This is a genomic window from Tenacibaculum sp. SDUM215027, from assembly GCF_050566205.1.
Taxonomy (GTDB): Bacteria; Bacteroidota; Bacteroidia; order Flavobacteriales; family Flavobacteriaceae; genus Polaribacter.
This window is the reverse complement of record NZ_JBNXUE010000007.1, coordinates 35,400-54,764: the sequence shown is the minus strand read 5'-3', so window position 1 is coordinate 54,764 and position 19,365 is coordinate 35,400. Positions and strand designations below refer to the sequence as shown.

Genomic DNA, 19,365 nt, shown 5'->3' with positions numbered 1-19,365 from the left:
ATTAAATTTAGGTGACTTTCTTAGATTTTAGTGGGTCTAAAAAAATAAACTACTTTAACTTTTTATATGGTTCACAATAAAACTTGAGTTAATTAGTTTTTTTTATCTTTAAAAGAAATTAACTAAATATCATTTTATGAAAAAAATCTTTTTTTTATTACTGCTTTCTTTAGCTGTAATCGGATGTAAATCCACATCTGTAACTAACACTAAACTTGACAACAAAACTGAACGAATGCTAAAGGGTAACTGGACCATTACTGCTGTAAATTTCCCAGGTTCTAACTACCTAAAGGTAAATTCTTTTAATTTAGAAGATTCAAACTGCTTTATTGGCAGTGATTGGAGCTTTATTTCAAACAATAACAAAGGGCAAATGAGCTTAAACAATCCAAGTACAGATTGTAAAGATTTTAGCTCTCCTATTACTTGGTACGTTAATAAAGATGGAAACTTTGTGTTAAAAATTATTAATGACTACAAAGCTAAAAACGTTAATAGCGGGTACATTTTAAGATTAAATAACGTTACTGAAACTAGTTTTGACTTAATTGACAAAGTTAACGTTGCAGGACAAGTAAAAGAAATTACATATTCATTTCAAAGACAATAATTAATAAAAGCATTATGAAAAAATCAATTATTTATAGTTTATCAATTTTATTTTTAGCCGGTACTATTTTCACCTCTTGTAAATCTATCCAAAACGCTAATAACACTCAAAAAGGTGCTGTTATTGGTACCACAGCAGGGGCTGTTATTGGAGCTGTTATAGGCAACAATGTAGGTAGCGGAAACAACTCAGAACTTGGGGCCATTTTAGGCGGTGTTGTAGGTGGTGTTGCTGGTGGTGTAATTGGTAACCAAATGGACAAACAAGCTCGTGAGATTGAAGAAGCTTTACCTGGAGCAGAAGTTGAAAGAGTTGGTGAAGGTATTAAACTTACTTTAGGCGAAAATGCTGTTCGATTTGCTACTAACAAAGCTACTTTAACATCTACTGCTAAAGCTAACTTAGATAAATTAGTACCTGTTTTTAAAGACTATGAAGATACTAACATTGTAATTTACGGTTATACAGATAGTACAGGTAGAGTTGAATACAACCAAACTCTTTCTGAAAAAAGAGCTAACTCTGTAAGAAACTACTTAGCTAGTAAAGGATTAAACAACAGTCGTTTTGAAACTAAAGGGCTTGGTGTTAAAGATCCTATAGCAACAAACGATACTGCTGAAGGAAGAAGTAAAAACAGACGTGTTGAGTTTGCTATTGTTGCAAACCAACAAATGATAAAAGAAGCTAAAAAAGAAGCAGGCCAATAAAAAAGCCTTCACAACAAGATAAAAGACTACTCAAATTGAGTAGTCTTTTTTTATTTATAAAACTACCTCCTTTTATACTTTACCTGATAAAGAAGACACTTGTAATTCTAATCTTTTTATTTCTCTAATAATTGCTTTTTTATCCATTTGCATCCAAGCAAAAACCTTTAGCATACTTACTCCTACTAAAAAAACTACAGTTCCTGTAGCCCACTTAATTAACTCTTTAGTTTCTTCTGCCTGAAAAAAATGTACAATACAATAAATAAACAGCCCAAAAAACACCAAGGTAACAACATTCATCAGGTACATAATCCATTTATTTTTTCCTTTAAACAACCCTCCTACCATTTCTAAAACATTTTGCTCTTCTAGTTCATCATAAAATTTTGCTTCTTCTTCTGATAATGTTTCTTTTATTAATGCATCAATATCTTCTAATTTACTCATGGTTTCTATTTTTTAATAATTAGTTTTAATTTCTCTCTTGCATGAAACAACCTTGATTTTGCCGTTCCTACTGATATGTTTAACAACTCAGCTATCTCTTTTAAAGAATAACATTGTTTGTAAAAAAGCTCGATAACTATTTTTTGATTCTTAGGAAGCGATGCTATTGCCTCTTTTAGCTTTTCCTTATAAAAAGGAACATCACTATCATCTTCACTAATGTTTGTACTAAATTGCTCTTGATGATATTTTTTTAAGTTTTTAGCCCTTCTTTGATTTAACCGCAAATAATCTATCGATTTTCTATTTACAATGCTTATTGCCCAAGATTTAAACTTTGTTGGGTCTTTTAAATCGGTAAGATTATCGAAAATAACCTTCCAACTTTCTTGTGCAATATCTTTAGCAACATCAGCATCTTTTACCATCCAAAAAGCAAATTTGCAAAACTGTAAATGCCATTTTTTCACCAAAGTATTAAGTACTTTTTTGTTTCCTGATTGATATGCTAAAACCAATTTTGTATCGGCTATATTCTCCAAGTTTTTCATAATTGATTACACCTCATAGACGTAGAAAAAATAAAAAGGTTCAATTTTCTCTTAAAAATAAGAATTAATGTTTGAGTTTAAAGTTACACAAACCATATCTTTTCCTAATTTTGCACACTATAAATCATAGTATAGAATGCCAAGAAGAGAGCGAAATAAATTTGTAAAAAGAGGACAAGTAATTGAAATATTAATTGAAGATTATGCCTTTGGCGGAAAAGGAATTGGAAGAATACGTTCTGAGGAAGGTGTTTTTGTTGTTTTTGTTCCTAACACATTACCAGGACAATTGGTAAAAGCACGTGTAGATAAATCAAAAAAGAAATATGCTGAGTGTAAGTTAATTGATGTTTTAAAACATTCTGATGATGAAGTAACTGTTCCATATCAAGATATTCCTGGAGCACCTTACATTCAATTACCAATTGAGTTACAACATCAATACAAGCAAGAAAGTACTTTATCTTTATTTAAACGCATTGGTAAAGTTGAAAATATTGAAGATTTGTTTGATGAATTTATCGCTTCTCCTAATGTATTTCACTACCGAAATAAAATGGAATACGGTTTTTCTGCTATTGGTTATGACCGTGAAAACAAAACTGATATTGACGAGTTTACTTTAGGCTTTAAACGTCGTGGCGTTTGGTGGATGGGTGATAACCTTGAAAAAGACTCTGGTTTATTTGACAAACATGTTGAAGATAACATCAAAAATATTAGAGAGTACTGTGTAAACACAGGGTTAGCACCTTGGCACGGACCTAAAAAAGAAGGTTTTTTCAGATATTTTGTAGTACGTAAATCATACAAAACTGATGAGTTACTATTTAATTTAGTAACCACTTCTCACGATTTACCTAAATTCGATTTAGAAAAATTTGCTAACTATTTAGTAGAGTTATTTGGTGATAGAGTGGCCGGTTTACTGCACACTATTAATGATGAAACTGGTGATAGAACTATCGCAACTTCAGGAAGCATTGACTTAGTTTACGGAAAAGATAAAATTGTTGAAGAATTATTAGGCTTAAACTTTGAAATTAGTATGAAAAGCTTTTTTCAAACCAACCCTAAATCTGCCGAAAAACTATATACCAAAGTAGTTGATTATGCGTTAGAAAACAAAGAAGCTATAGATAATACTGTAGTAATGGATTTATTCTGTGGAACGGGAACCATTGGCCAAATTATTGCTTCAAAGTCGAGTAACACAAAGATTGTTGGTGTAGATATTGTAGCTTCTGCTATTGAAGATGCTAAGAAAAATGCAGAACGAAACAACATTGATGGGTTACAATTTTACGCTGCTGATGTAGGTAAGTTTTTAAACGAACACCCGCAGTATAAAAACAAAATAAGAACTATTATTTTAGATCCAGCTCGTGCGGGAATTGCGCCAAAAACACTTAAGAAAATCATAAACTTAAACGCTGATAGAATGGTTTATGTATCTTGTAACCCAGCAACACAAGCTCGTGACACGGAAGAATTGATGAACAACGGATATCAATTAAAAAAGATTAGTTTAGTAGATCAATTTCCACATACATCACATATAGAAACGGTTGTTTTATTTGAAAAATAAATATTGATGAAAAAATATATTGCTCTATTCATACTCATAGCGGGTTTAACTGCCTGTGAAAAAGATGATTTCTGTACACAAAACCCTGTAACACCTAACTTAATACTTCGCTTTTATGACAAAGATGAAAACAATGAATTAAAAAAAGCTGAACGTCTTTCCATCATTGCAGAAGGTAAAACCGATAGTCTTTTTACAAATATAACTAATGATAGCATTGCTATTCCTTTAAATAGTTTATCACAGAAAACAGTCTATACCTTAAAGATGAATGATGTAGATGGTAACATAGCAAACAATCAAGTTGCTACACTTACTATTGAATACAACCCTGAAGAGGAGTATGTGTCTCGCTCATGTGGTTTCAGAATATTTTTTGAAAATGTAACTCTAAACCATACAGGGTGGATAGATAGCTTATCAACTACAGAAATTCCTTTAATCAATAATCAAATAAGCGCCCATGTACAAGTATTTCATTAGTCTATGTTTCGTTTTTGTATTTGTGAACGGATATTCACAAGTAAATACATCTAAAGAAGAAACCAAAGAAAAAAAAGATACCGTTACATATAAAACAGGATATGGCTTACGTATCGGCTTAGATATTAGCAAACCTGGTCTTGCTATTATTGATAAAAGTTACAGCGGTCTCGAATTAGTGGGTGATTATAGAGTATCTAAAAAATGGTATATCGCTACAGAATTAGGGTATGAAGATGAAACCACTTATGAAGATTTTTCTTCTTCTACCTCAAAAGGAAGCTATATTAGACTTGGTGCTAATTATAATGCTTACGAGAATTGGTTAGACATGAATAACGAAATTTTTGTTGGTATGCGTTACGGTTTTGCTATGTTTGATCATACATTAAACAGCTATCACCCTAATGTATCTTCAGGTACTGAAAACATCCCTCCTTACTTTCCTTCAAACCCTGTAACAACACCTATGTCTGATAGTGGACTTACCGCTCATTGGACTGAATTACAACTAGGTATAAAAGCCGAAACTTTTAAGAACTTGTTTATAGGTTTTAGTTTTTCGTATAAAATAATGCTAAGTGTTGACGATCAAACTGGCTTTAAAACGTTATATACCCCTGGTTTTAATCGCATTTTTGAAAGTAGTACAGGATTCGGATTTAATTATACAATATCGTACTTAATCCCTTTTGTTAATAAATAAATTATCAGCATACGCTTGATTTCACTAACTTTACTACCTGAATAATAAAACTTATTAACAATGAATAAAATTCCAAGCGTAAACTTAGCAGATTTTTTATCGGACGATACTGAAAGAAAGCAAAAATTCATCAATCAAATTGGTGACGCTTACGAGAATATAGGATTTGTAGCATTAAAAGGACACTTTTTAGACGATGAACTAGTAGGCAACTTATATGCTGAAATCAAAAAGTTTTTTGATTTACCTACAGATGTAAAAGAGAAGTATGAAATTCCAGGCATTGGAGGTCAAAGAGGATATGTTTCATTTGGTAAAGAAAGTGCTAAAGGAAAAAAAGAAGGAGATTTAAAAGAGTTTTGGCACTTTGGACAGTATGTTGATGCAGACTCAAAATACGCAAAAGAATACCCAGAAAACGTAGTTGTAGAAGAACTTGCTAACTTTAACAAAGTTGGGAAAAAAGCTTACCAAATGTTAGAAAAAACTGCAAAATACGTTTTACGCTCATTAGCATTACATTTAGGATTAGAAGAAACATATTTTGATAATTACATCAAAAACGGAAATAGTATTTTACGCCCAATTCACTACCCTCCTATTACTACTGAACCTAAAGGAGCTGTAAGAGCAGCTGCTCATGGTGACATTAACTTAATTACTTTGTTAATGGGAGCTCAAGGAAAAGGATTACAAGTACAAAACCATAAAGGAGAATGGATTGATGCTATAGCCGAAGATGATGAATTAATGATTAATGTTGGCGATATGTTATCTCGTCATAGTAACAACAAATTAAAATCAACAATTCACCGTGTAACCAACCCTCCAAAAGAATTTTGGGGAACATCACGTTATTCAATTCCGTTTTTTATGCACCCAGTTTCTGATATGAAATTAGATGTTTTAGATAACTGTATTGATAAAAACAACCCTAAACAGTTTGAAGATATTACTGCAGGTGAGTTTTTAGATGAACGTTTACGCGAGTTAGGATTGAAAAAATAAATCTAATGGATTTACAAGATCAATTAAAAAATTTATTTCCAGAGCATCAGTTTGAAGAAAAACCTGAAGAAAAAAAACCTGATGTCTGGCTACAAGAAGAACCAATTCTTTGTAAGTATGAAAAACGAAAAGGGAAGCCAGTTACCATTATAGATGGGTATAATGGGGCTACTCAAGATTTTAAAAAGCTTGCTAAAGAAATAAAAACTAAACTAAGTGTTGGCGGTAGTTTTAAAGACAATAAAATCATAATTCAAGGAGATTATAGAGATACTATAATGCAACTTCTAAAAGATAAAGGATTCAACGTAAAACGCGTTGGTGGATAAGTAAAAATGTCGAGAATTTTATTCTTCGACATTTTTTTTATATTTACATCTTTTGCAAAGTGTTAAATATCAACCAATAAATAATAACGTATAAAATAAACCGTTTATTTTATATAAATAAAGAAATCACCAATTCCCTAAAAAATCATGAAACATTCTTTATTACACATAACTAATGGAGACGCTACAACTCAAAGGCTTCAAAAATTAAACATTGAAGGCGATATTATTACATGGCGTGAAATGTTGTGTGAAGGAAAAACGTCTGTAGATGTAGGTAGCGAAGCCTTTTGGAAAACACGTTTTGACTTTTTAAAAACTACGTATAAAGTTACCAAAAGGAAGTTTATAGACTATACTCTTAAAGAATATCGTAACCTTTGTAACCAAAAACAACAAGACGAAATTATTTTATGGTTTGAATATGATTTGTTTTGTCAAATAAACATGCTCGCTGTAATAAGTTGGTTAAAAAGATATCGTAAAAACCATAAAGTATCTTTAGTTACTAGTGGCAAAATAGACAACTCTGGAAAATTATTTGGTCTAGGTGAATTATCTGACACGCAATTAACAGAACACTTTAATAATAAAATTGAACTTTCTCAAGACGATATAGAATATGCCGATTATATTTGGCAACTATACTGTTCTGATAGTCCATTACCTCTTGAAAACGCACATAAATTCAATACAGAATCTCCATTTGTGTATTTAGAAAATGCTATAAAAGCACATTTACTACGTTTTCCTTCTATTGAAAATGGATTGAATCACATTGAAAATAATATTTTAAAAATAGCTAACGAACATACTTTTGCCAACCAAAATGAATTCGTAGCTAATCTTTTAACTCACCAAGAAAATTACGGATTCGGTGACATTCAATACATTAACAAACTTGAAAGCCTTAAAAAGCTATTTACCTCTTTTGATCCTGTAAAACTTAGCAAAACAGGAAAGAAAGTATTGCAAAACCAAACTAATTATTATGCAAAAATTCGTTCTGATTTTTCGTATCTTGGTGGCGCAAAAAAATACAGCTATCTCTATGTAAACTCTACTGATAAGCTGTTAAAAATTACATCGTAAATGAGTATACAACATTCTGAACTCATCTTAAATCCAGATGGTAGTATTTACCATTTGAACTTAAGACCTGAACACATTGCTACCGATATCATTTTTGTTGGAGATCAATATCGTGTTGATAAAGTTACCAAACACTTTGATACCATAGAGTTTAGCACCCAAAAGAGAGAATTTAAAACCACTACCGGTACATATAAAGGAAAAAGAATTTCTGTAATTTCTACAGGAATAGGTCCTGATAATATTGATATTGTTTTAAATGAGTTAGACGCTTTAGTCAATATCGACTTAAATACACGTCAAGCAAAAGAAAAACATACTCAATTAAACATTACAAGAATTGGAACTTCTGGTTCTTTACATGTTGATATTCCTGTTGATAGCTTTTTATTAAGCTCTCATGCGTTGGATTTAAACGGAATGCTACAATCCTATCAAGTAGATGAAATTTCACATCCTGATATTGAAGAAGCTTTCATAAAACACACTAATTGGAGTACAAAAAAATCATATCCATTAATTATAGCTAACGGAAAATCTTTAGAAGATAAATTATTATCTGATGAAGTATATAAAGGAATTACTGCTACTGCTGGTGGATTTTACGGGCCTCAAGGACGTGTTTTACGCTTACCTTTGCAAGACCCAGATTTAAATACAAAAATAGATAGTTTTAACTATAACAACAATCGAATTACTAACCTAGAAATGGAAACCTCCGCTATTTACGGATTGGCTAAATTACTAGGCCACAATGCTGCTTCAATGAATGCTATTATTGCTAATAGAGCAAATGGAACATTCAGTGAAGATCCATATAAAGTAGTAGGTGATTTAATTGTATATACTCTTGACAAATTAGTTGAATAAATGCTGAAGTTAAAAATAGGTGGTGTTCCAGAACACTTTAATTATCCATGGTACATCACTCTAAAAAATAAAGAATACACCAAAGAAGGAATAAACCTACGTTGGAAAGATTACCCTGGAGGTACAGGAGCCATGTCTAAAGCTTTACGTTCTGGTGAAGTAGATATTGCTTTAGTGCTTACTGAAGGAATTATAAAAGATATTATTAACGGAAACCCTTCAAAAATTACGCAAACCTTCGTTAAAAGTCCACTTGTTTGGGGAATTCATGTAGCTGCCAATTCTAAATTTAAAACTATTGACGATTTAGAACACGCAACTGTAGCTATTAGTCGCTTTGGTTCAGGTTCTCAACTTATGGCAATTGTAAATGCTCATAACAATGGTTGGGACATTAATAAATTACAATTTAAAGTAGTTGGAGATTTGCAAGGAGGAATTGATGCTTTAACTAACGGTGAAGCTGATTATTTTATGTGGGAACACTTTACTACTAAACCATTAGTTGATAAAGGTACTTTTAGAAGAGTTGGTAACTGCCCTACTCCATGGCCATGTTTTGTAATTGCTGTTCGTGATGAAATATTAGAAAATCATTTTGAAGAAGTAAAAAAAGTGCACAATATTATTAATGATTGTACACAAGATTTTAAAGACTTTGATAATATTGATGAAATTCTTGCCAACAGATACGAACAACAAATAGAAGACATTCAAGAATGGTTATCTATTACTGAATGGAATGATGGTGAAGCTATTTCCGAAAATTTAATTACGGATATACAAAATAAAATGGTAGAGTTTAACGTTATTGAAAAGAAGGAAAATTCTGGTGACTTAATCAGAAATATGTATATTTGATTTTTATAAAACTGAAAATGATGAAAAAAGTAGTATTTATTGCAATTTGTACTGTTAGTTTATTAGGTTTTTCTTCTTGCGGAAGTACTAGTCCTTGCGGTTTAGCAAAAACTAATCAAAACAAACAAAAACAACATCAACAACAAGAAATAGTGGTTGCAGATGCAACTGAAGTAGCTATTGCTGAATAAGTTGATGTTTCTTTATTCAAATTCAATAAATCCGCTTTTTTAGGCGGATTTTTTATTTTGAATAATTTTCACAAAAAAATCCTTTTCTATTTAGAAAAGGACTTGAAATTGTATTTATATAATCTTTTACTTTGCTATAATTTCTCCCAGTAACTCTCCTTTTTCAAAAGCAAACACCATTACCAATGATAATATGATTGCTGCACCTGTAATAACATAATACATTGTTTTATTTTCTTTTTTCATAATATAGTTTAGTTTTAATAATTAATTTTTCTTTTTTAACATAGGTACAAATCTAAAATCTCCCAATTCGTGTTTTTCAAATTCTTTAGGAGATTTTCTAATAAAAAGTGTCATCACTTGTTCTTGATCTCCCACAGGAATCAACAACCTACCTCCTACTTTAATTTGTCCTAATAATGCTTTTGGTACATAAGGAGCTCCAGCTGTGACAATAATTTTATCAAAAGGAGCCTCCTCTGGCAACCCTTTATAGCCATCTCCAAAAATAAATCTTTTTGGCTTATATCCTAACTTTGGCAAAAACATCGAAGTTTTTTTAAACAATTCATGCTGTCGTTCTATTGAATACACCTCTGCATCCAACTCTAACAATACTGCTGTTTGATAACCAGACCCTGTTCCAATCTCTAATACTTTATCGCCTGGTTTTATTTCTAATACTTGTGATTGAAATGCCACAGTATAAGGCTGAGATATTGTTTGTTCAGCAGCAATAGGAAAAGCTTTGTCTTGATATGCATGTGCTTCAAAACTACTATCCATGAACAAATGTCTTGGAATTTTTCTAATAGCCTTTAACACTTTTTCATCGTTAATTCCTTTTGCTTCTAAAACGTTTGCTAATTGATTTCTAAGTCCTTGATGTTTGGTTGTATCCTTCATTCTTACATTAATCTACCAATAGGTATTACTAGCTAAATTACTATAAAACCTATAATTTCTTATTTAAAACACCCATTATGGGGCTCACTAATTATAAAATTTCGGCAGGATAAAAGTAGTAATAAATCTGTATAAAAGTGTATCTTTGTTTGCGTTGATTTTTTGTAGAAATGAATTCTTTTTCAACAAACCAATCAAATAACTAATAATCTTTCACTTATGTTAAAAGCTGGAGTTTTAGGCGCAGGTCACTTAGGAAAAATCCATTTGCGTTTGTTACAACAATCAAAAAAATATGAATTAGTAGGGTTTTATGACCCTTTTACAGAAAATGCACAAAAAGTAGCTGATGAACTTGGCTATAAATTATTCGATTCAGTAGAAGCATTAATTGATGCTGTTGAAGTAGTTGACATTGTTACACCTACTCTTTCTCATTTTGATTGTGCTAAACAAGCTATTGAAAAAGGAAAACATATTTTTATTGAAAAGCCTATCACCAACACAGTGTTAGAGGCTGAGGCTATAAGAACCTTGGCTAGTCAATACCATGTTCGTGGTCAAGTTGGGCATGTAGAGCGTTTTAACCCTGCTTTTATGGCTGTAAAAGACTTGATTGACACTCCTATGTTTATTGAAACACACCGTTTAGCTGAATTTAACCCTAGAGGAACAGATGTTCCTGTAGTTTTAGATTTAATGATTCATGATATTGATATTATTTTATCAGTTGTAGATTCAAAAGTAAAGAGTGTTCATGCAAGTGGAGTATCAGTTATTTCAGAAACTCCTGATATTGCCAATGCTCGTATTGAATTTGAAAATGGATGTGTTGCCAACCTAACGGCAAGTAGAATTTCTATGAAAAACATGCGTAAGAGTCGTTTTTTCCAAAGAGATGCATATATCTCAGTAAACTTCTTAGAAAAAAACTCGGAAGTTGTTAGAATGAAAGACGTACCTGAAAAACCTGATGAGTTTGCGATGATTTTACAAAATGCAGAGGGAGTTAAAAAGCAAATTTATTACGACAATCCTGAAGTAGTAGCCAACAACGCTATTTTAGATGAATTAGAGTCGTTTGCAGATGCTATTAAGAATAACACTACTCCTATTGTTTCATTACGCCAAGGCACTGAAGCTTTACGTGTAGCACATCAAATTATAGACTGTTTTAACGTATAAAGTAAACAATTAATAACCGCGTTAGGGATTGCAGTGAAAATCCTTTTTTGTTATTCTGAGTGAATCGAAGAATACAACAAAAAAGATAGTAACGGAAAGTCCGACCCACAGGGGAACGCCCATATAAATACCAAAACACAACAACATGAAAAATATCGCCGTAATTGGAGCAGGAACAATGGGGAACGGAATTGCGCATACGTTTGCTCAATTTGGATACAATGTTCAACTTATCGACATTTCGCAAGCTGCCTTAGATAGAGGGCTAGCAACCATTACTAAAAACTTAGACAGAATGGTAGCGAAAGAAAAAATTACTGAAGACGATAAAAATAATACCTTAAATAATATTACTACACATACCTCTATTAAAGAAGGTGTTCAAAATACTAGTTTAGTTGTTGAGGCAGCTACTGAAAATATAGATTTAAAACTTAAGATTTTTAAAGATTTAGATGAAGCTTGTGCTGAGGATACTATTTTAGCTACCAACACTTCATCAATCTCAATTACTCAAATTGCTGCGGCTACAAATCGTCCAGAGAAAGTAATTGGAATGCACTTTATGAATCCTGTGCCAATTATGAAATTGGTTGAAATTATTAGAGGCTACAACACTTCTGATGAAGTAATGGACTTTACCGTTGATTTAACTAAAAAGATTAACAAAGTTCCTGTTGAAGTAAACGATTATCCTGGTTTTGTTGCCAACCGTATTTTAATGCCAATGATTAACGAAAGTATTGAAACATTATATAATGGCGTTGCTGGTGTTGCAGAAATTGATACCGTAATGAAATTAGGAATGGCACATCCAATGGGACCATTACAATTAGCAGATTTTATTGGACTAGATGTTTGTTTATCTATCTTAAACGTAATGTACGACGGATTTAAAAACCCTAAGTATGCTCCATGTCCGTTATTAGTAAACATGGTTACTGCAGGTAAATTAGGAATTAAATCTGGTGAAGGCTTTTACGATTATTCAGAAAGTAGAAAAGCTGAAAAAGTAGCGAAGATGTTTTCTTAAAAGCTACCATAGTTATATATAAAAAAGAAGCCTAAAATAGGCTTCTTTTTTATTTTTATAATTTTAATACATCTCCTTCATTAGGTACTAAAATTTTATCTTGAATAAGTTTTTCTTTCTCTTGTAAAAATAAACGAAATTGATCTTTTGTTAATCCGCAGTGATTTATTGCGTCCATGTGAATTGCAACTACTATGGCTTCATTATTGGTAGCTATACTCAATAATTCTTCTTTAGTTAAAGTCATATATTTACCTGGTTCTAAAACAGGATTTGGTTTACTAAAAGTACATTCTCCTGTATTTGCAATTATATGGGTAGGTTTTTCACTCTTCAAAGCCTTCTTTAAAAGGTTATCTAATACAGCATCACCTGTTATAAAAATCGTTTCTTCTTTAAATCTTAAAGAAAAAGAAGATGACTCACCAAAAGGCATTGCTCCTGTTGCTCCTTCATGATGATGTGCCTCATAACGTTTTATCGATATACCAGACCAAGTTACAACCTCTTCTATGCTTTGTAAGTTTGTAAAACCTTTTGATTTTAATTTTTCTACATCGAAAGGCTGGCAAAAAATAAGTATATCTTTAGGAAGTAATTTTTCAGCGTCGGCATCAAAATGATCTGGATGATAATGTGTTATCAAAACAGCATCTGCTTGTTGTATAATTCTATTTTTTGATATCGGTAAATCATTCATCGGAATCCGTTTTTCGTTAGAGAAAGGAATTGGGTCTTGTCTTCCTTTATCTGACAAAACAGGATCTATTACTATTTTTTTTGAATTCACTTCTAAAAGCACAGTAGCTTGTCTTATATATTGTAGTTTCGTTACTGTCTCTTTTATAGCATTATTCGTTGTTTTACATGAACTAATTACAGTTAAAATTACTATTAATAGTTGATTAAATTTCTTCATTTTTTTATATCTATTTTCTTATTTAACTACGAAACTAAAGCACTTTTTTACAGGAAACAATACGTTACATTTTTGTACCTTACGCACCTTTTGGTTAGTTTTTTTAGTACCAAAAAGATAGAATTGAAAAAAAATGAAAAAATTTTCACCTTATTATTGCCCATTAACTTACGCTACAAAAGTTATAAGTGGAAAATGGAAGTTATTCATCATTTCTAGACTTGTTGAAAAGCCACTCAGATATGGGCAAATTAAGACTGCGTGTGAAACGATTTCAGAAAAAATGTTAACTAGCCAATTAAAAGAGTTAGAAGCTGATGGAATTATTACTAGGAAAATATATGCTGAAGTACCTCCAAGAGTTGAGTATTCTCTTACTCCATTTGGTAATAATTTAGTTGATGCTTTAGCCCCACTACATACTTGGGGAATTGATTATATGGCACATAAGAAAATTCCTTTTCCTGAACATAACCAAAAAGATGATTACAAAACATCATCAAAGTAAACTAAAGGTTATGTTCCTAATTATAGATTTATTTTAAAAAAATTAGGTTAACACGAAGTATCAGCGATGATTTTCCATTCGCCCTGTATCTTCTTGAAAAGAATCATAAAAACTCCGTTAGCGTCTCCTACAGTTCTTTTTAAGTGATATTTTCCCATCACAGAGTATGCTCCTTTGGTAATTTTAGAAATATCATTAATCTTAAAAGTTAACGTTCCTGAGTGTTCTTTTGTTGGATAGCCTTTTTTATAATTATCTAAGGTTTTTTGCCAACCAAAAGTAATTCCGTTACGTCCATAAAACTTTAATGAATCACTCTTCCAATACCCTTGCATAAAACCTTCTAAATCATGGTTAGACCAAGCTTCTTCTTGCGCTTTCATGACTGATAAGATTTCTTGTTTTTCAGTGTCTTCTGATACAACTTTAGTAGCTTCTTGTTTACACGAAATGAGTAGTATAGCTAAAAAAACAATACTTAATAACTTTTTCATTTTAGAATAATGAGTTTATAATTTCTTTTACAGTAACTCCTTCTGCTTCTGCTTTATAATTTTTCACAATTCTATGTGATAAAATGGGAATAGCTACTGCTTGAACATCTTCAATATCTGGTGAATATTTTCCATGTACAGCTGCGTGTGCTTTAGCCGCTAAGATTAAGTTTTGTGAAGCTCTAGGTCCTGCTCCCCAATCGATATATTTTTTGATTAACTCAGTTGCTTTATCAGAATTAGGCCGTGTTTTACCTACCAATTTAACCGCATATTCAACTACATTATCTGCTACAGGAATTTTACGAATTAGTTTTTGAATAGCTATAATCTCTTCCGAAGAAAAAATAGCGTTTACTTTTTGATCAATTATTGAGGTAGTATTTTTTACTACTTGTACTTCTTCTTCAAAACTTGGATATTCTAAATTAATTGAGAACATAAAACGGTCTAATTGAGCTTCTGGTAACGGGTAAGTTCCTTCTTGCTCAATTGGGTTTTGTGTAGCTAACACAAAAAATGGCAATTCTAACTTATAATGATGTCCTGCAATAGTTACCGATTTTTCTTGCATTGCTTCTAACAGCGCTGCTTGTGTTTTAGGCGGTGTACGGTTAATTTCATCCGCTAAAATAATATTCGAAAAAATAGGACCTTTTATAAATTTAAAATGACGTGTCTCATCTAGTATTTCACTACCTAAAATATCAGAAGGCATTAAATCAGGTGTAAACTGAATTCTATTAAAGTTAAGGCCTAATGCGCTAGAAATTGTATTTACTAACAAGGTTTTTGCTAATCCTGGTACTCCAATTAACAACGAATGTCCACCACAAAAAACTGACAGTAATGTATAATTTACAGCTTCTTGCTGTCCTATTATAACCTTACCTATTTCTTGTTGTAGTTGACTATATTTTTCTACAAGTGTGTTTACTGCTGTTACGTCAGACATAAATCAAAGTTTTTCTTTGTTCAATAAATTTAATTACAAACTTTTATAAAAATGAAATTCCCGCTTTCGCGGGAATGACAATATACTAATTTTATTATTTCTTATTTGTTTTCTTTTTTCCAATCTTTCTTAAAAGTACACTTCTTATAATCGTTACTTAACTTTAAGTAAGTTTCTTGGATTTTTTCTTTCGTCCATTTTGTAATTTCTTCTTCTTTTTTCTTGGCTAAAGCATACTGCTGCATTCTTACATAATCTTGAACTAAATCTGCTGTATGATTATCCGTTTTATCTTTCATCAAGATTACTCCATACATTTTTTCACCTTCACGTGTTTCATCATAAAATATCTCTGATAAATCACCTTTATTTAATTCACTAATTCTTGGATATAATTCTGGAGGCATTCTTGTTAATTCAAAAGTAGGTTCCTGTGTATAGGGATTCATAATTATACCTGCACTATTTTTTGTTTCTTCATCCTCAGAATACTTCTTAACTGCTTCTTCAAAAGTTATCTTTCCTTCTTTTATATCAGCAACTATCTTTTCAATTTGTTCTTTAGTTTCGTTTAATTTTTCGTCAGAAACTTCTGGTTGCATTAAAATATGTGATACTTCTCGTTGGTTACCTTTTACTTTATGTAACTGAATTATATGATATCCAAAAGCAGATTTAATTGGCTCTGAAATTTGATCTACATCCAATGAAAAAGCAGTTTCTTTAAATTCTTTAATAAATGGACTATCTTTTGTTATAACATATTTTCCTCCATTTTGAGCTACTCCTGGATCTTCTGAATTAATAATTGCTTTTAGCTTAAAACTCGCACCGTTTTCAATCTCTTTTTTGATTTCTTTTAACTTGTTAACAACACGTTCTTCCTCTTCTTTGGTTGGCTCTGCTTTTACTATTAATTGTTGCAATTGAACTTCGGCTGGTATTTCAGGTAATTCTTTTTTATCTTGTAAGCCTTTGAAATAGATACGAATCTCTTCTGGAGTAACATCAATATTTTCTGTGATTTTTTGTTGCTCTTTTTCTATTAATAGATTCTCTCTTTGAACTCTTCCTAACTCTTTCTTTAAATCTTCAATATCATTAAACCCATAAGCCTCAACTACTTTTTCTTCACTTCCATATTCTTGTGAAAAGAAAGCAATACTTCTATCTACTCTACTATCTATTTCTGATTGAGATACTGTAGCACTATCAATTACTGCATGGTGAGCTAATAATTTTTGCTGCATTAATTCTTCTAACATTTCACAGTCAGAAATCTTTACTTTTCCTTCACTTCTTAACTCTACTTCTTGCTTAAACTTATCTATATCAGAATCTAAAACAATGTTTTTACCCACCACAACAGCAACACCATCAATCTTTTTACTCTGTGCGTTTAATGTTGTTAAGCCTGCTAAAAACAACGTAAATACTATACTAATATTCTTTAAAGTTCTTGTTTTCAATTGCATCATTTATCAGCGTTTTTTCAATATCTCGTATTAATTCTAATTTTCTTTTATGTAAAATAATTTGTTTTATCCTAGGGCCTACATAGCTTAATGGAGCCGTAGCATTTTGTGGTAACATATTTTTTACAGCGACCAAATATACTCCTAAACTATCTTCTTTTTGTATGAATTTTGATATTTTTAACAAATTCTCCTTGGTTTCAGTACGTAAAGGCGGTATTTTTTTCTTTAAATAATCAAAAGTTACCCAAGTTGAATCTTGCAAGCGATATGATTTAAAATTTAACAAATGTCTTTCTAAATCTTCTTTGTCTTCTTCTTTTTCTGATTTAAATTGCTTTATTGTTTCTTTTTTATCCAAATAGTTTTCACCAAAATGTACATATTCAAACTGTACAAGCTCTTCACTTACCTTAAAATTATCTTTGTTTTCGTTATAATACAAGGCTATTTCTTCTTCAGTAACAACAGTATCTAATTGTTGCTTAATCAGGCGCTCTTTGTAGCCGTTAATGTATAAACTTTTTTTATAGTCATTAACTAGACTTTGTATTTCTTCACTGTTTACTTCTGATATGTTTTCTTCAGCCTTTACATACAATAACTCTTGTTTTGCCCACGAGTAAATTAACCCTTTAACTATAACTAAACTGTCTTTAGGTGAAAGATTCTTAGGTAACAACCCAGCAATATCTTTCTTATACAAATGTTTATTGTATACTGTAGCTATCGGTCTTTCATTTGTTACCTTTTTAGTTTTTAAACTTATAAGGTCGCATGAAACTACTACTAATAATGATGTTATTAAAAAAATATTTTTTCTCACTTTATACTATTGGTTATACGTATTCTTTAATTTTCTTAATGCCCCTTTTCTTACTCTAACCATATTGTTGTTTCGTAGCTTTTTAACCCATTCTTTTTCAAGTTCGTCTTGATAATCACTTATTACTTGTCCCCTTATATCATCAAGTTCTTTGCCATATTTTACTTTGTTTGCAATATAAAAAGATTTTAAACCTAAGGTGTCTTTTGAAGCCTTATTCCATATCTTTTTTTGCATTAAGTCAAACAATAGCAAACCTTCTTTATACTCTAACAATGTATTTCTATACTCTAGATTTGTATGAAACAAATTTTCTTTAAAATAATTTAGTAGTTCTTTCTTTTTAAAGTCGTTAAAATTTTCTGTTATTGTTTTGTTTTTAAATTTTATAAACTTTAAAAAATCTTTTTGAGTAAACTTTTTCTTATTTACAGAAAGTATGATAGCATTTAACTCATTTACTTTTAACTCCTCTTTTTTCTTTTTCGCAAAAACTGTCAATGCCTCAGGATATTCTTTAACTTGATATTTAGCTATTAGTTTACTCAATAATGCCTTATCTGATATCTTAATCCTTTTAGATTTCTTTACTCTTCTAGTTAACTCGTTTTTCATTTCTGAAAAAGATGATACTGGATAGTTTTTTATAAGTTCAACTATATGCCAACCATATGCTGTTTTAAAAGGCTTACTATAATTTCCTGGTTCTTTTAAGTTTCTTACATTATTTTCAAACTCATCTACCATTTTTCCTGTTCCAAATTTTGGTAGTCTGCCTCCTATCTTGGCTGTATTAGCATCTTCTGAATGCTCTTTCGCTACTTCTTTAAACGGTTTTCCTTGTTCTAAGAGTTTATATAGCAAATTAACCTTTAACTCGCTCTTTGGTGAATTCCTAACCAATATATGGGCTGTTTCAAACTCTCCTTTAGAAGGTCTTACGTCTGTTACTTTTACAATATGCCAACCAAATTTTGTTTTAAAAGGCTTAGAAACTTCTCCTTTTTTTGTTTGGTATACAGCAGTTTCAAAAGGATACACCATTTGAAATGCTTTAAAATAACCTAAATCTCCTCCATTAGTTTTAGCAGAAGGATCTTCAGAAACTTCTTTAGCTACTTTTGTAAAATCTTCTCCTTGTAAAATACGATTTCTATATCCCTCAATCTTGTTTTTTAAAAACAACGTATCTACAGCTAATCTATCACTTGGAAATTTTACTAAAATATGACTAGCCTTAATTTCATTTTTAGTGCGATAATAGGCTTCTTTTACTAGCTTATTTAGCGTTTTTGTATCATACAAATAAGGTGCTAGTAATTGTTTTTTGTAACTTTCAAGCTCTTCCTTGTAAGACTTTACAGTATCTAACCTCAAATTATAAGCTTCTTTTACTTTTAACTTATAATTAATAAACAGTTCTAAATAACTCTCAATATTGTTAGCCTCTTTATCTTCTGCAATGGTTAAGTTCTTTTCATACATCTGCTTAAACTCCGACACCATTATTGGAGTATTGTTAATACGGAATAACTCCGAATCTTTTTGACTAAAAGACGGTAGTATACCGTAAAAAACAGCAGCTATGAAAAATATTTTTTTCATGCTA

The 19,365-nt window shown here is 31.0% G+C and carries 23 protein-coding genes; 14 read left to right on the top strand and 9 right to left on the bottom strand.

The window, feature by feature from the left end:
• The first annotated feature begins 136 nt into the window (after positions 1–136).
• Positions 137–613, top strand: coding sequence for a hypothetical protein (locus ACQYZ7_RS14985; RefSeq protein ID WP_430730528.1), 477 nt, complete (start codon positions 137–139; stop codon positions 611–613).
• Positions 614–627: 14 nt separating this feature from the next.
• Complete coding sequence (locus tag ACQYZ7_RS14980; RefSeq protein WP_430730527.1) at positions 628–1,323, top strand: OmpA family protein; 696 nt, start codon at positions 628–630, stop codon at positions 1,321–1,323.
• A 72-nt stretch (positions 1,324–1,395) separates the two neighbouring features.
• Here the strand turns inward: ACQYZ7_RS14980 and ACQYZ7_RS14975 are convergent, their stop codons facing one another.
• Positions 1,396–1,773: a DUF6768 family protein gene (locus ACQYZ7_RS14975; RefSeq protein WP_430730526.1), complete on the bottom strand. Its 378-nt coding sequence runs from the start codon at positions 1,771–1,773 to the stop codon at positions 1,396–1,398.
• A gap of 5 nt (positions 1,774–1,778) precedes the next feature.
• A complete protein-coding gene (locus ACQYZ7_RS14970; protein ID WP_430730525.1) occupies positions 1,779–2,324 on the bottom strand; it encodes an RNA polymerase sigma factor in 546 nt (181 codons plus the stop codon).
• Positions 2,325–2,460: 136 nt separating this feature from the next.
• Between ACQYZ7_RS14970 and rlmD the strand changes: the two genes are divergently transcribed.
• The 9 genes from rlmD to ACQYZ7_RS14925 all read left to right on the top strand — a co-directional run bounded on the left by rlmD (position 2,461) and on the right by ACQYZ7_RS14925 (position 9,452).
• Positions 2,461–3,912, top strand: coding sequence for a 23S rRNA (uracil(1939)-C(5))-methyltransferase RlmD (gene rlmD, locus ACQYZ7_RS14965; RefSeq protein WP_430730524.1), 1,452 nt, complete (start codon positions 2,461–2,463; stop codon positions 3,910–3,912).
• A 6-nt stretch (positions 3,913–3,918) separates the two neighbouring features.
• Positions 3,919–4,395 carry a DUF6452 family protein gene (locus ACQYZ7_RS14960; protein ID WP_430730523.1) on the top strand — a complete coding sequence of 159 codons (477 nt, stop codon included), beginning with the start codon at positions 3,919–3,921 and terminating at the stop codon, positions 4,393–4,395.
• Positions 4,376–5,101, top strand: coding sequence for a DUF6048 family protein (locus ACQYZ7_RS14955; RefSeq protein WP_430730522.1), 726 nt, complete (start codon positions 4,376–4,378; stop codon positions 5,099–5,101). Before ACQYZ7_RS14960 ends, ACQYZ7_RS14955 begins: the two co-directional genes overlap by 20 nt.
• A gap of 60 nt (positions 5,102–5,161) precedes the next feature.
• Positions 5,162–6,109 (top strand): isopenicillin N synthase family dioxygenase, encoded by a 948-nt coding sequence (locus ACQYZ7_RS14950; protein ID WP_430730521.1) that lies wholly within the window; start codon positions 5,162–5,164, stop codon positions 6,107–6,109.
• Between the two features lie 5 nt (positions 6,110–6,114).
• Positions 6,115–6,438, top strand: a complete 324-nt coding sequence (locus ACQYZ7_RS14945; RefSeq protein WP_430730520.1) for a translation initiation factor — start codon at positions 6,115–6,117, stop codon at positions 6,436–6,438.
• Positions 6,439–6,585: 147 nt separating this feature from the next.
• Entirely contained in the window at positions 6,586–7,530 is a 945-nt protein-coding gene (locus ACQYZ7_RS14940) for a DUF1835 domain-containing protein (RefSeq protein ID WP_430730519.1), read from the top strand.
• Positions 7,531–8,400: a nucleoside phosphorylase gene (locus tag ACQYZ7_RS14935; protein ID WP_430730518.1), complete on the top strand. Its 870-nt coding sequence runs from the start codon at positions 7,531–7,533 to the stop codon at positions 8,398–8,400.
• Positions 8,401–9,261, top strand: a complete 861-nt coding sequence (locus ACQYZ7_RS14930; protein WP_430730517.1) for a substrate-binding domain-containing protein — start codon at positions 8,401–8,403, stop codon at positions 9,259–9,261. It abuts the gene before it with no gap.
• A 20-nt stretch (positions 9,262–9,281) separates the two neighbouring features.
• Positions 9,282–9,452 carry a hypothetical protein gene (locus tag ACQYZ7_RS14925; RefSeq protein ID WP_170141643.1) on the top strand — a complete coding sequence of 57 codons (171 nt, stop codon included), beginning with the start codon at positions 9,282–9,284 and terminating at the stop codon, positions 9,450–9,452.
• A gap of 267 nt (positions 9,453–9,719) precedes the next feature.
• Here ACQYZ7_RS14925 and ACQYZ7_RS14920 read toward each other — a convergent pair whose 3' ends face one another.
• Complete coding sequence (locus ACQYZ7_RS14920; RefSeq protein ID WP_430730516.1) at positions 9,720–10,361, bottom strand: protein-L-isoaspartate(D-aspartate) O-methyltransferase; 642 nt, start codon at positions 10,359–10,361, stop codon at positions 9,720–9,722.
• A 219-nt stretch (positions 10,362–10,580) separates the two neighbouring features.
• Here ACQYZ7_RS14920 and ACQYZ7_RS14915 point away from each other — a divergent pair, with 219 nt between their 5' ends.
• The gene (locus tag ACQYZ7_RS14915) at positions 10,581–11,546 is read left to right on the top strand and encodes a Gfo/Idh/MocA family protein (RefSeq protein WP_430730515.1); all 966 of its coding nucleotides are present in this window, start codon (positions 10,581–10,583) and stop codon (positions 11,544–11,546) included.
• A gap of 145 nt (positions 11,547–11,691) precedes the next feature.
• Complete coding sequence (locus tag ACQYZ7_RS14910; RefSeq protein ID WP_430730514.1) at positions 11,692–12,579, top strand: 3-hydroxybutyryl-CoA dehydrogenase; 888 nt, start codon at positions 11,692–11,694, stop codon at positions 12,577–12,579.
• A 55-nt stretch (positions 12,580–12,634) separates the two neighbouring features.
• Here the strand turns inward: ACQYZ7_RS14910 and ACQYZ7_RS14905 are convergent, their stop codons facing one another.
• Complete coding sequence (locus tag ACQYZ7_RS14905; RefSeq protein ID WP_430730513.1) at positions 12,635–13,498, bottom strand: MBL fold metallo-hydrolase; 864 nt, start codon at positions 13,496–13,498, stop codon at positions 12,635–12,637.
• Between the two features lie 133 nt (positions 13,499–13,631).
• Between ACQYZ7_RS14905 and ACQYZ7_RS14900 the strand changes: the two genes are divergently transcribed.
• Entirely contained in the window at positions 13,632–14,006 is a 375-nt protein-coding gene (locus ACQYZ7_RS14900) for a winged helix-turn-helix transcriptional regulator (RefSeq protein ID WP_430730512.1), read from the top strand.
• 47 nt (positions 14,007–14,053) lie between these two features.
• On the opposite strand, the gene ACQYZ7_RS14895 is transcribed toward ACQYZ7_RS14900, so the two are convergent.
• The 5 genes from ACQYZ7_RS14895 to ACQYZ7_RS14875 form a co-directional block, all read right to left on the bottom strand.
• The gene (locus ACQYZ7_RS14895) at positions 14,054–14,500 is read right to left on the bottom strand and encodes a YybH family protein (RefSeq protein WP_430730511.1); all 447 of its coding nucleotides are present in this window, start codon (positions 14,498–14,500) and stop codon (positions 14,054–14,056) included.
• Between the two features lies 1 nt (position 14,501).
• Positions 14,502–15,455 (bottom strand): AAA family ATPase, encoded by a 954-nt coding sequence (locus ACQYZ7_RS14890; protein WP_430730510.1) that lies wholly within the window; start codon positions 15,453–15,455, stop codon positions 14,502–14,504.
• Between the two features lie 101 nt (positions 15,456–15,556).
• Positions 15,557–16,933, bottom strand: a complete 1,377-nt coding sequence (locus ACQYZ7_RS14885; RefSeq protein WP_430730509.1) for a peptidylprolyl isomerase — start codon at positions 16,931–16,933, stop codon at positions 15,557–15,559.
• Entirely contained in the window at positions 16,896–17,756 is an 861-nt protein-coding gene (locus ACQYZ7_RS14880; RefSeq protein ID WP_430730508.1) for a hypothetical protein, read from the bottom strand. Before ACQYZ7_RS14880 ends, ACQYZ7_RS14885 begins: the two co-directional genes overlap by 38 nt.
• Before the next feature lie 6 nt (positions 17,757–17,762).
• On the bottom strand, positions 17,763–19,361 hold the full coding sequence (locus ACQYZ7_RS14875) for a peptidylprolyl isomerase (protein WP_430730507.1): 1,599 nt from the start codon (positions 19,359–19,361) through the stop codon (positions 17,763–17,765).
• Positions 19,362–19,365: the final 4 nt, after the last annotated feature.

What these genes read in the sequence shown, in the direction of transcription:
- ACQYZ7_RS14985 (WP_430730528.1), top strand. Translation starts at nt 137, where the DNA reads ATGAAAAAAATCTTTTTTTTATTACTGCTTTCTTTAGCTGTAATCGGA.
- ACQYZ7_RS14980 (WP_430730527.1), top strand. Translation starts at nt 628, where the DNA reads ATGAAAAAATCAATTATTTATAGTTTATCAATTTTATTTTTAGCCGGT.
- ACQYZ7_RS14975 (WP_430730526.1), bottom strand. Translation starts at nt 1,773, where the DNA reads ATGAGTAAATTAGAAGATATTGATGCATTAATAAAAGAAACATTATCA.
- ACQYZ7_RS14970 (WP_430730525.1), bottom strand. Translation starts at nt 2,324, where the DNA reads ATGAAAAACTTGGAGAATATAGCCGATACAAAATTGGTTTTAGCATAT.
- rlmD (WP_430730524.1), top strand. Translation starts at nt 2,461, where the DNA reads ATGCCAAGAAGAGAGCGAAATAAATTTGTAAAAAGAGGACAAGTAATT.
- ACQYZ7_RS14960 (WP_430730523.1), top strand. Translation starts at nt 3,919, where the DNA reads ATGAAAAAATATATTGCTCTATTCATACTCATAGCGGGTTTAACTGCC.
- ACQYZ7_RS14955 (WP_430730522.1), top strand. Translation starts at nt 4,376, where the DNA reads ATGTACAAGTATTTCATTAGTCTATGTTTCGTTTTTGTATTTGTGAAC.
- ACQYZ7_RS14950 (WP_430730521.1), top strand. Translation starts at nt 5,162, where the DNA reads ATGAATAAAATTCCAAGCGTAAACTTAGCAGATTTTTTATCGGACGAT.
- ACQYZ7_RS14945 (WP_430730520.1), top strand. Translation starts at nt 6,115, where the DNA reads ATGGATTTACAAGATCAATTAAAAAATTTATTTCCAGAGCATCAGTTT.
- ACQYZ7_RS14940 (WP_430730519.1), top strand. Translation starts at nt 6,586, where the DNA reads ATGAAACATTCTTTATTACACATAACTAATGGAGACGCTACAACTCAA.
- ACQYZ7_RS14935 (WP_430730518.1), top strand. Translation starts at nt 7,531, where the DNA reads ATGAGTATACAACATTCTGAACTCATCTTAAATCCAGATGGTAGTATT.
- ACQYZ7_RS14930 (WP_430730517.1), top strand. Translation starts at nt 8,401, where the DNA reads ATGCTGAAGTTAAAAATAGGTGGTGTTCCAGAACACTTTAATTATCCA.
- ACQYZ7_RS14925 (WP_170141643.1), top strand. Translation starts at nt 9,282, where the DNA reads ATGAAAAAAGTAGTATTTATTGCAATTTGTACTGTTAGTTTATTAGGT.
- ACQYZ7_RS14920 (WP_430730516.1), bottom strand. Translation starts at nt 10,361, where the DNA reads ATGAAGGATACAACCAAACATCAAGGACTTAGAAATCAATTAGCAAAC.
- ACQYZ7_RS14915 (WP_430730515.1), top strand. Translation starts at nt 10,581, where the DNA reads ATGTTAAAAGCTGGAGTTTTAGGCGCAGGTCACTTAGGAAAAATCCAT.
- ACQYZ7_RS14910 (WP_430730514.1), top strand. Translation starts at nt 11,692, where the DNA reads ATGAAAAATATCGCCGTAATTGGAGCAGGAACAATGGGGAACGGAATT.
- ACQYZ7_RS14905 (WP_430730513.1), bottom strand. Translation starts at nt 13,498, where the DNA reads ATGAAGAAATTTAATCAACTATTAATAGTAATTTTAACTGTAATTAGT.
- ACQYZ7_RS14900 (WP_430730512.1), top strand. Translation starts at nt 13,632, where the DNA reads ATGAAAAAATTTTCACCTTATTATTGCCCATTAACTTACGCTACAAAA.
- ACQYZ7_RS14895 (WP_430730511.1), bottom strand. Translation starts at nt 14,500, where the DNA reads ATGAAAAAGTTATTAAGTATTGTTTTTTTAGCTATACTACTCATTTCG.
- ACQYZ7_RS14890 (WP_430730510.1), bottom strand. Translation starts at nt 15,455, where the DNA reads ATGTCTGACGTAACAGCAGTAAACACACTTGTAGAAAAATATAGTCAA.
- ACQYZ7_RS14885 (WP_430730509.1), bottom strand. Translation starts at nt 16,933, where the DNA reads ATGATGCAATTGAAAACAAGAACTTTAAAGAATATTAGTATAGTATTT.
- ACQYZ7_RS14875 (WP_430730507.1), bottom strand. Translation starts at nt 19,361, where the DNA reads ATGAAAAAAATATTTTTCATAGCTGCTGTTTTTTACGGTATACTACCG.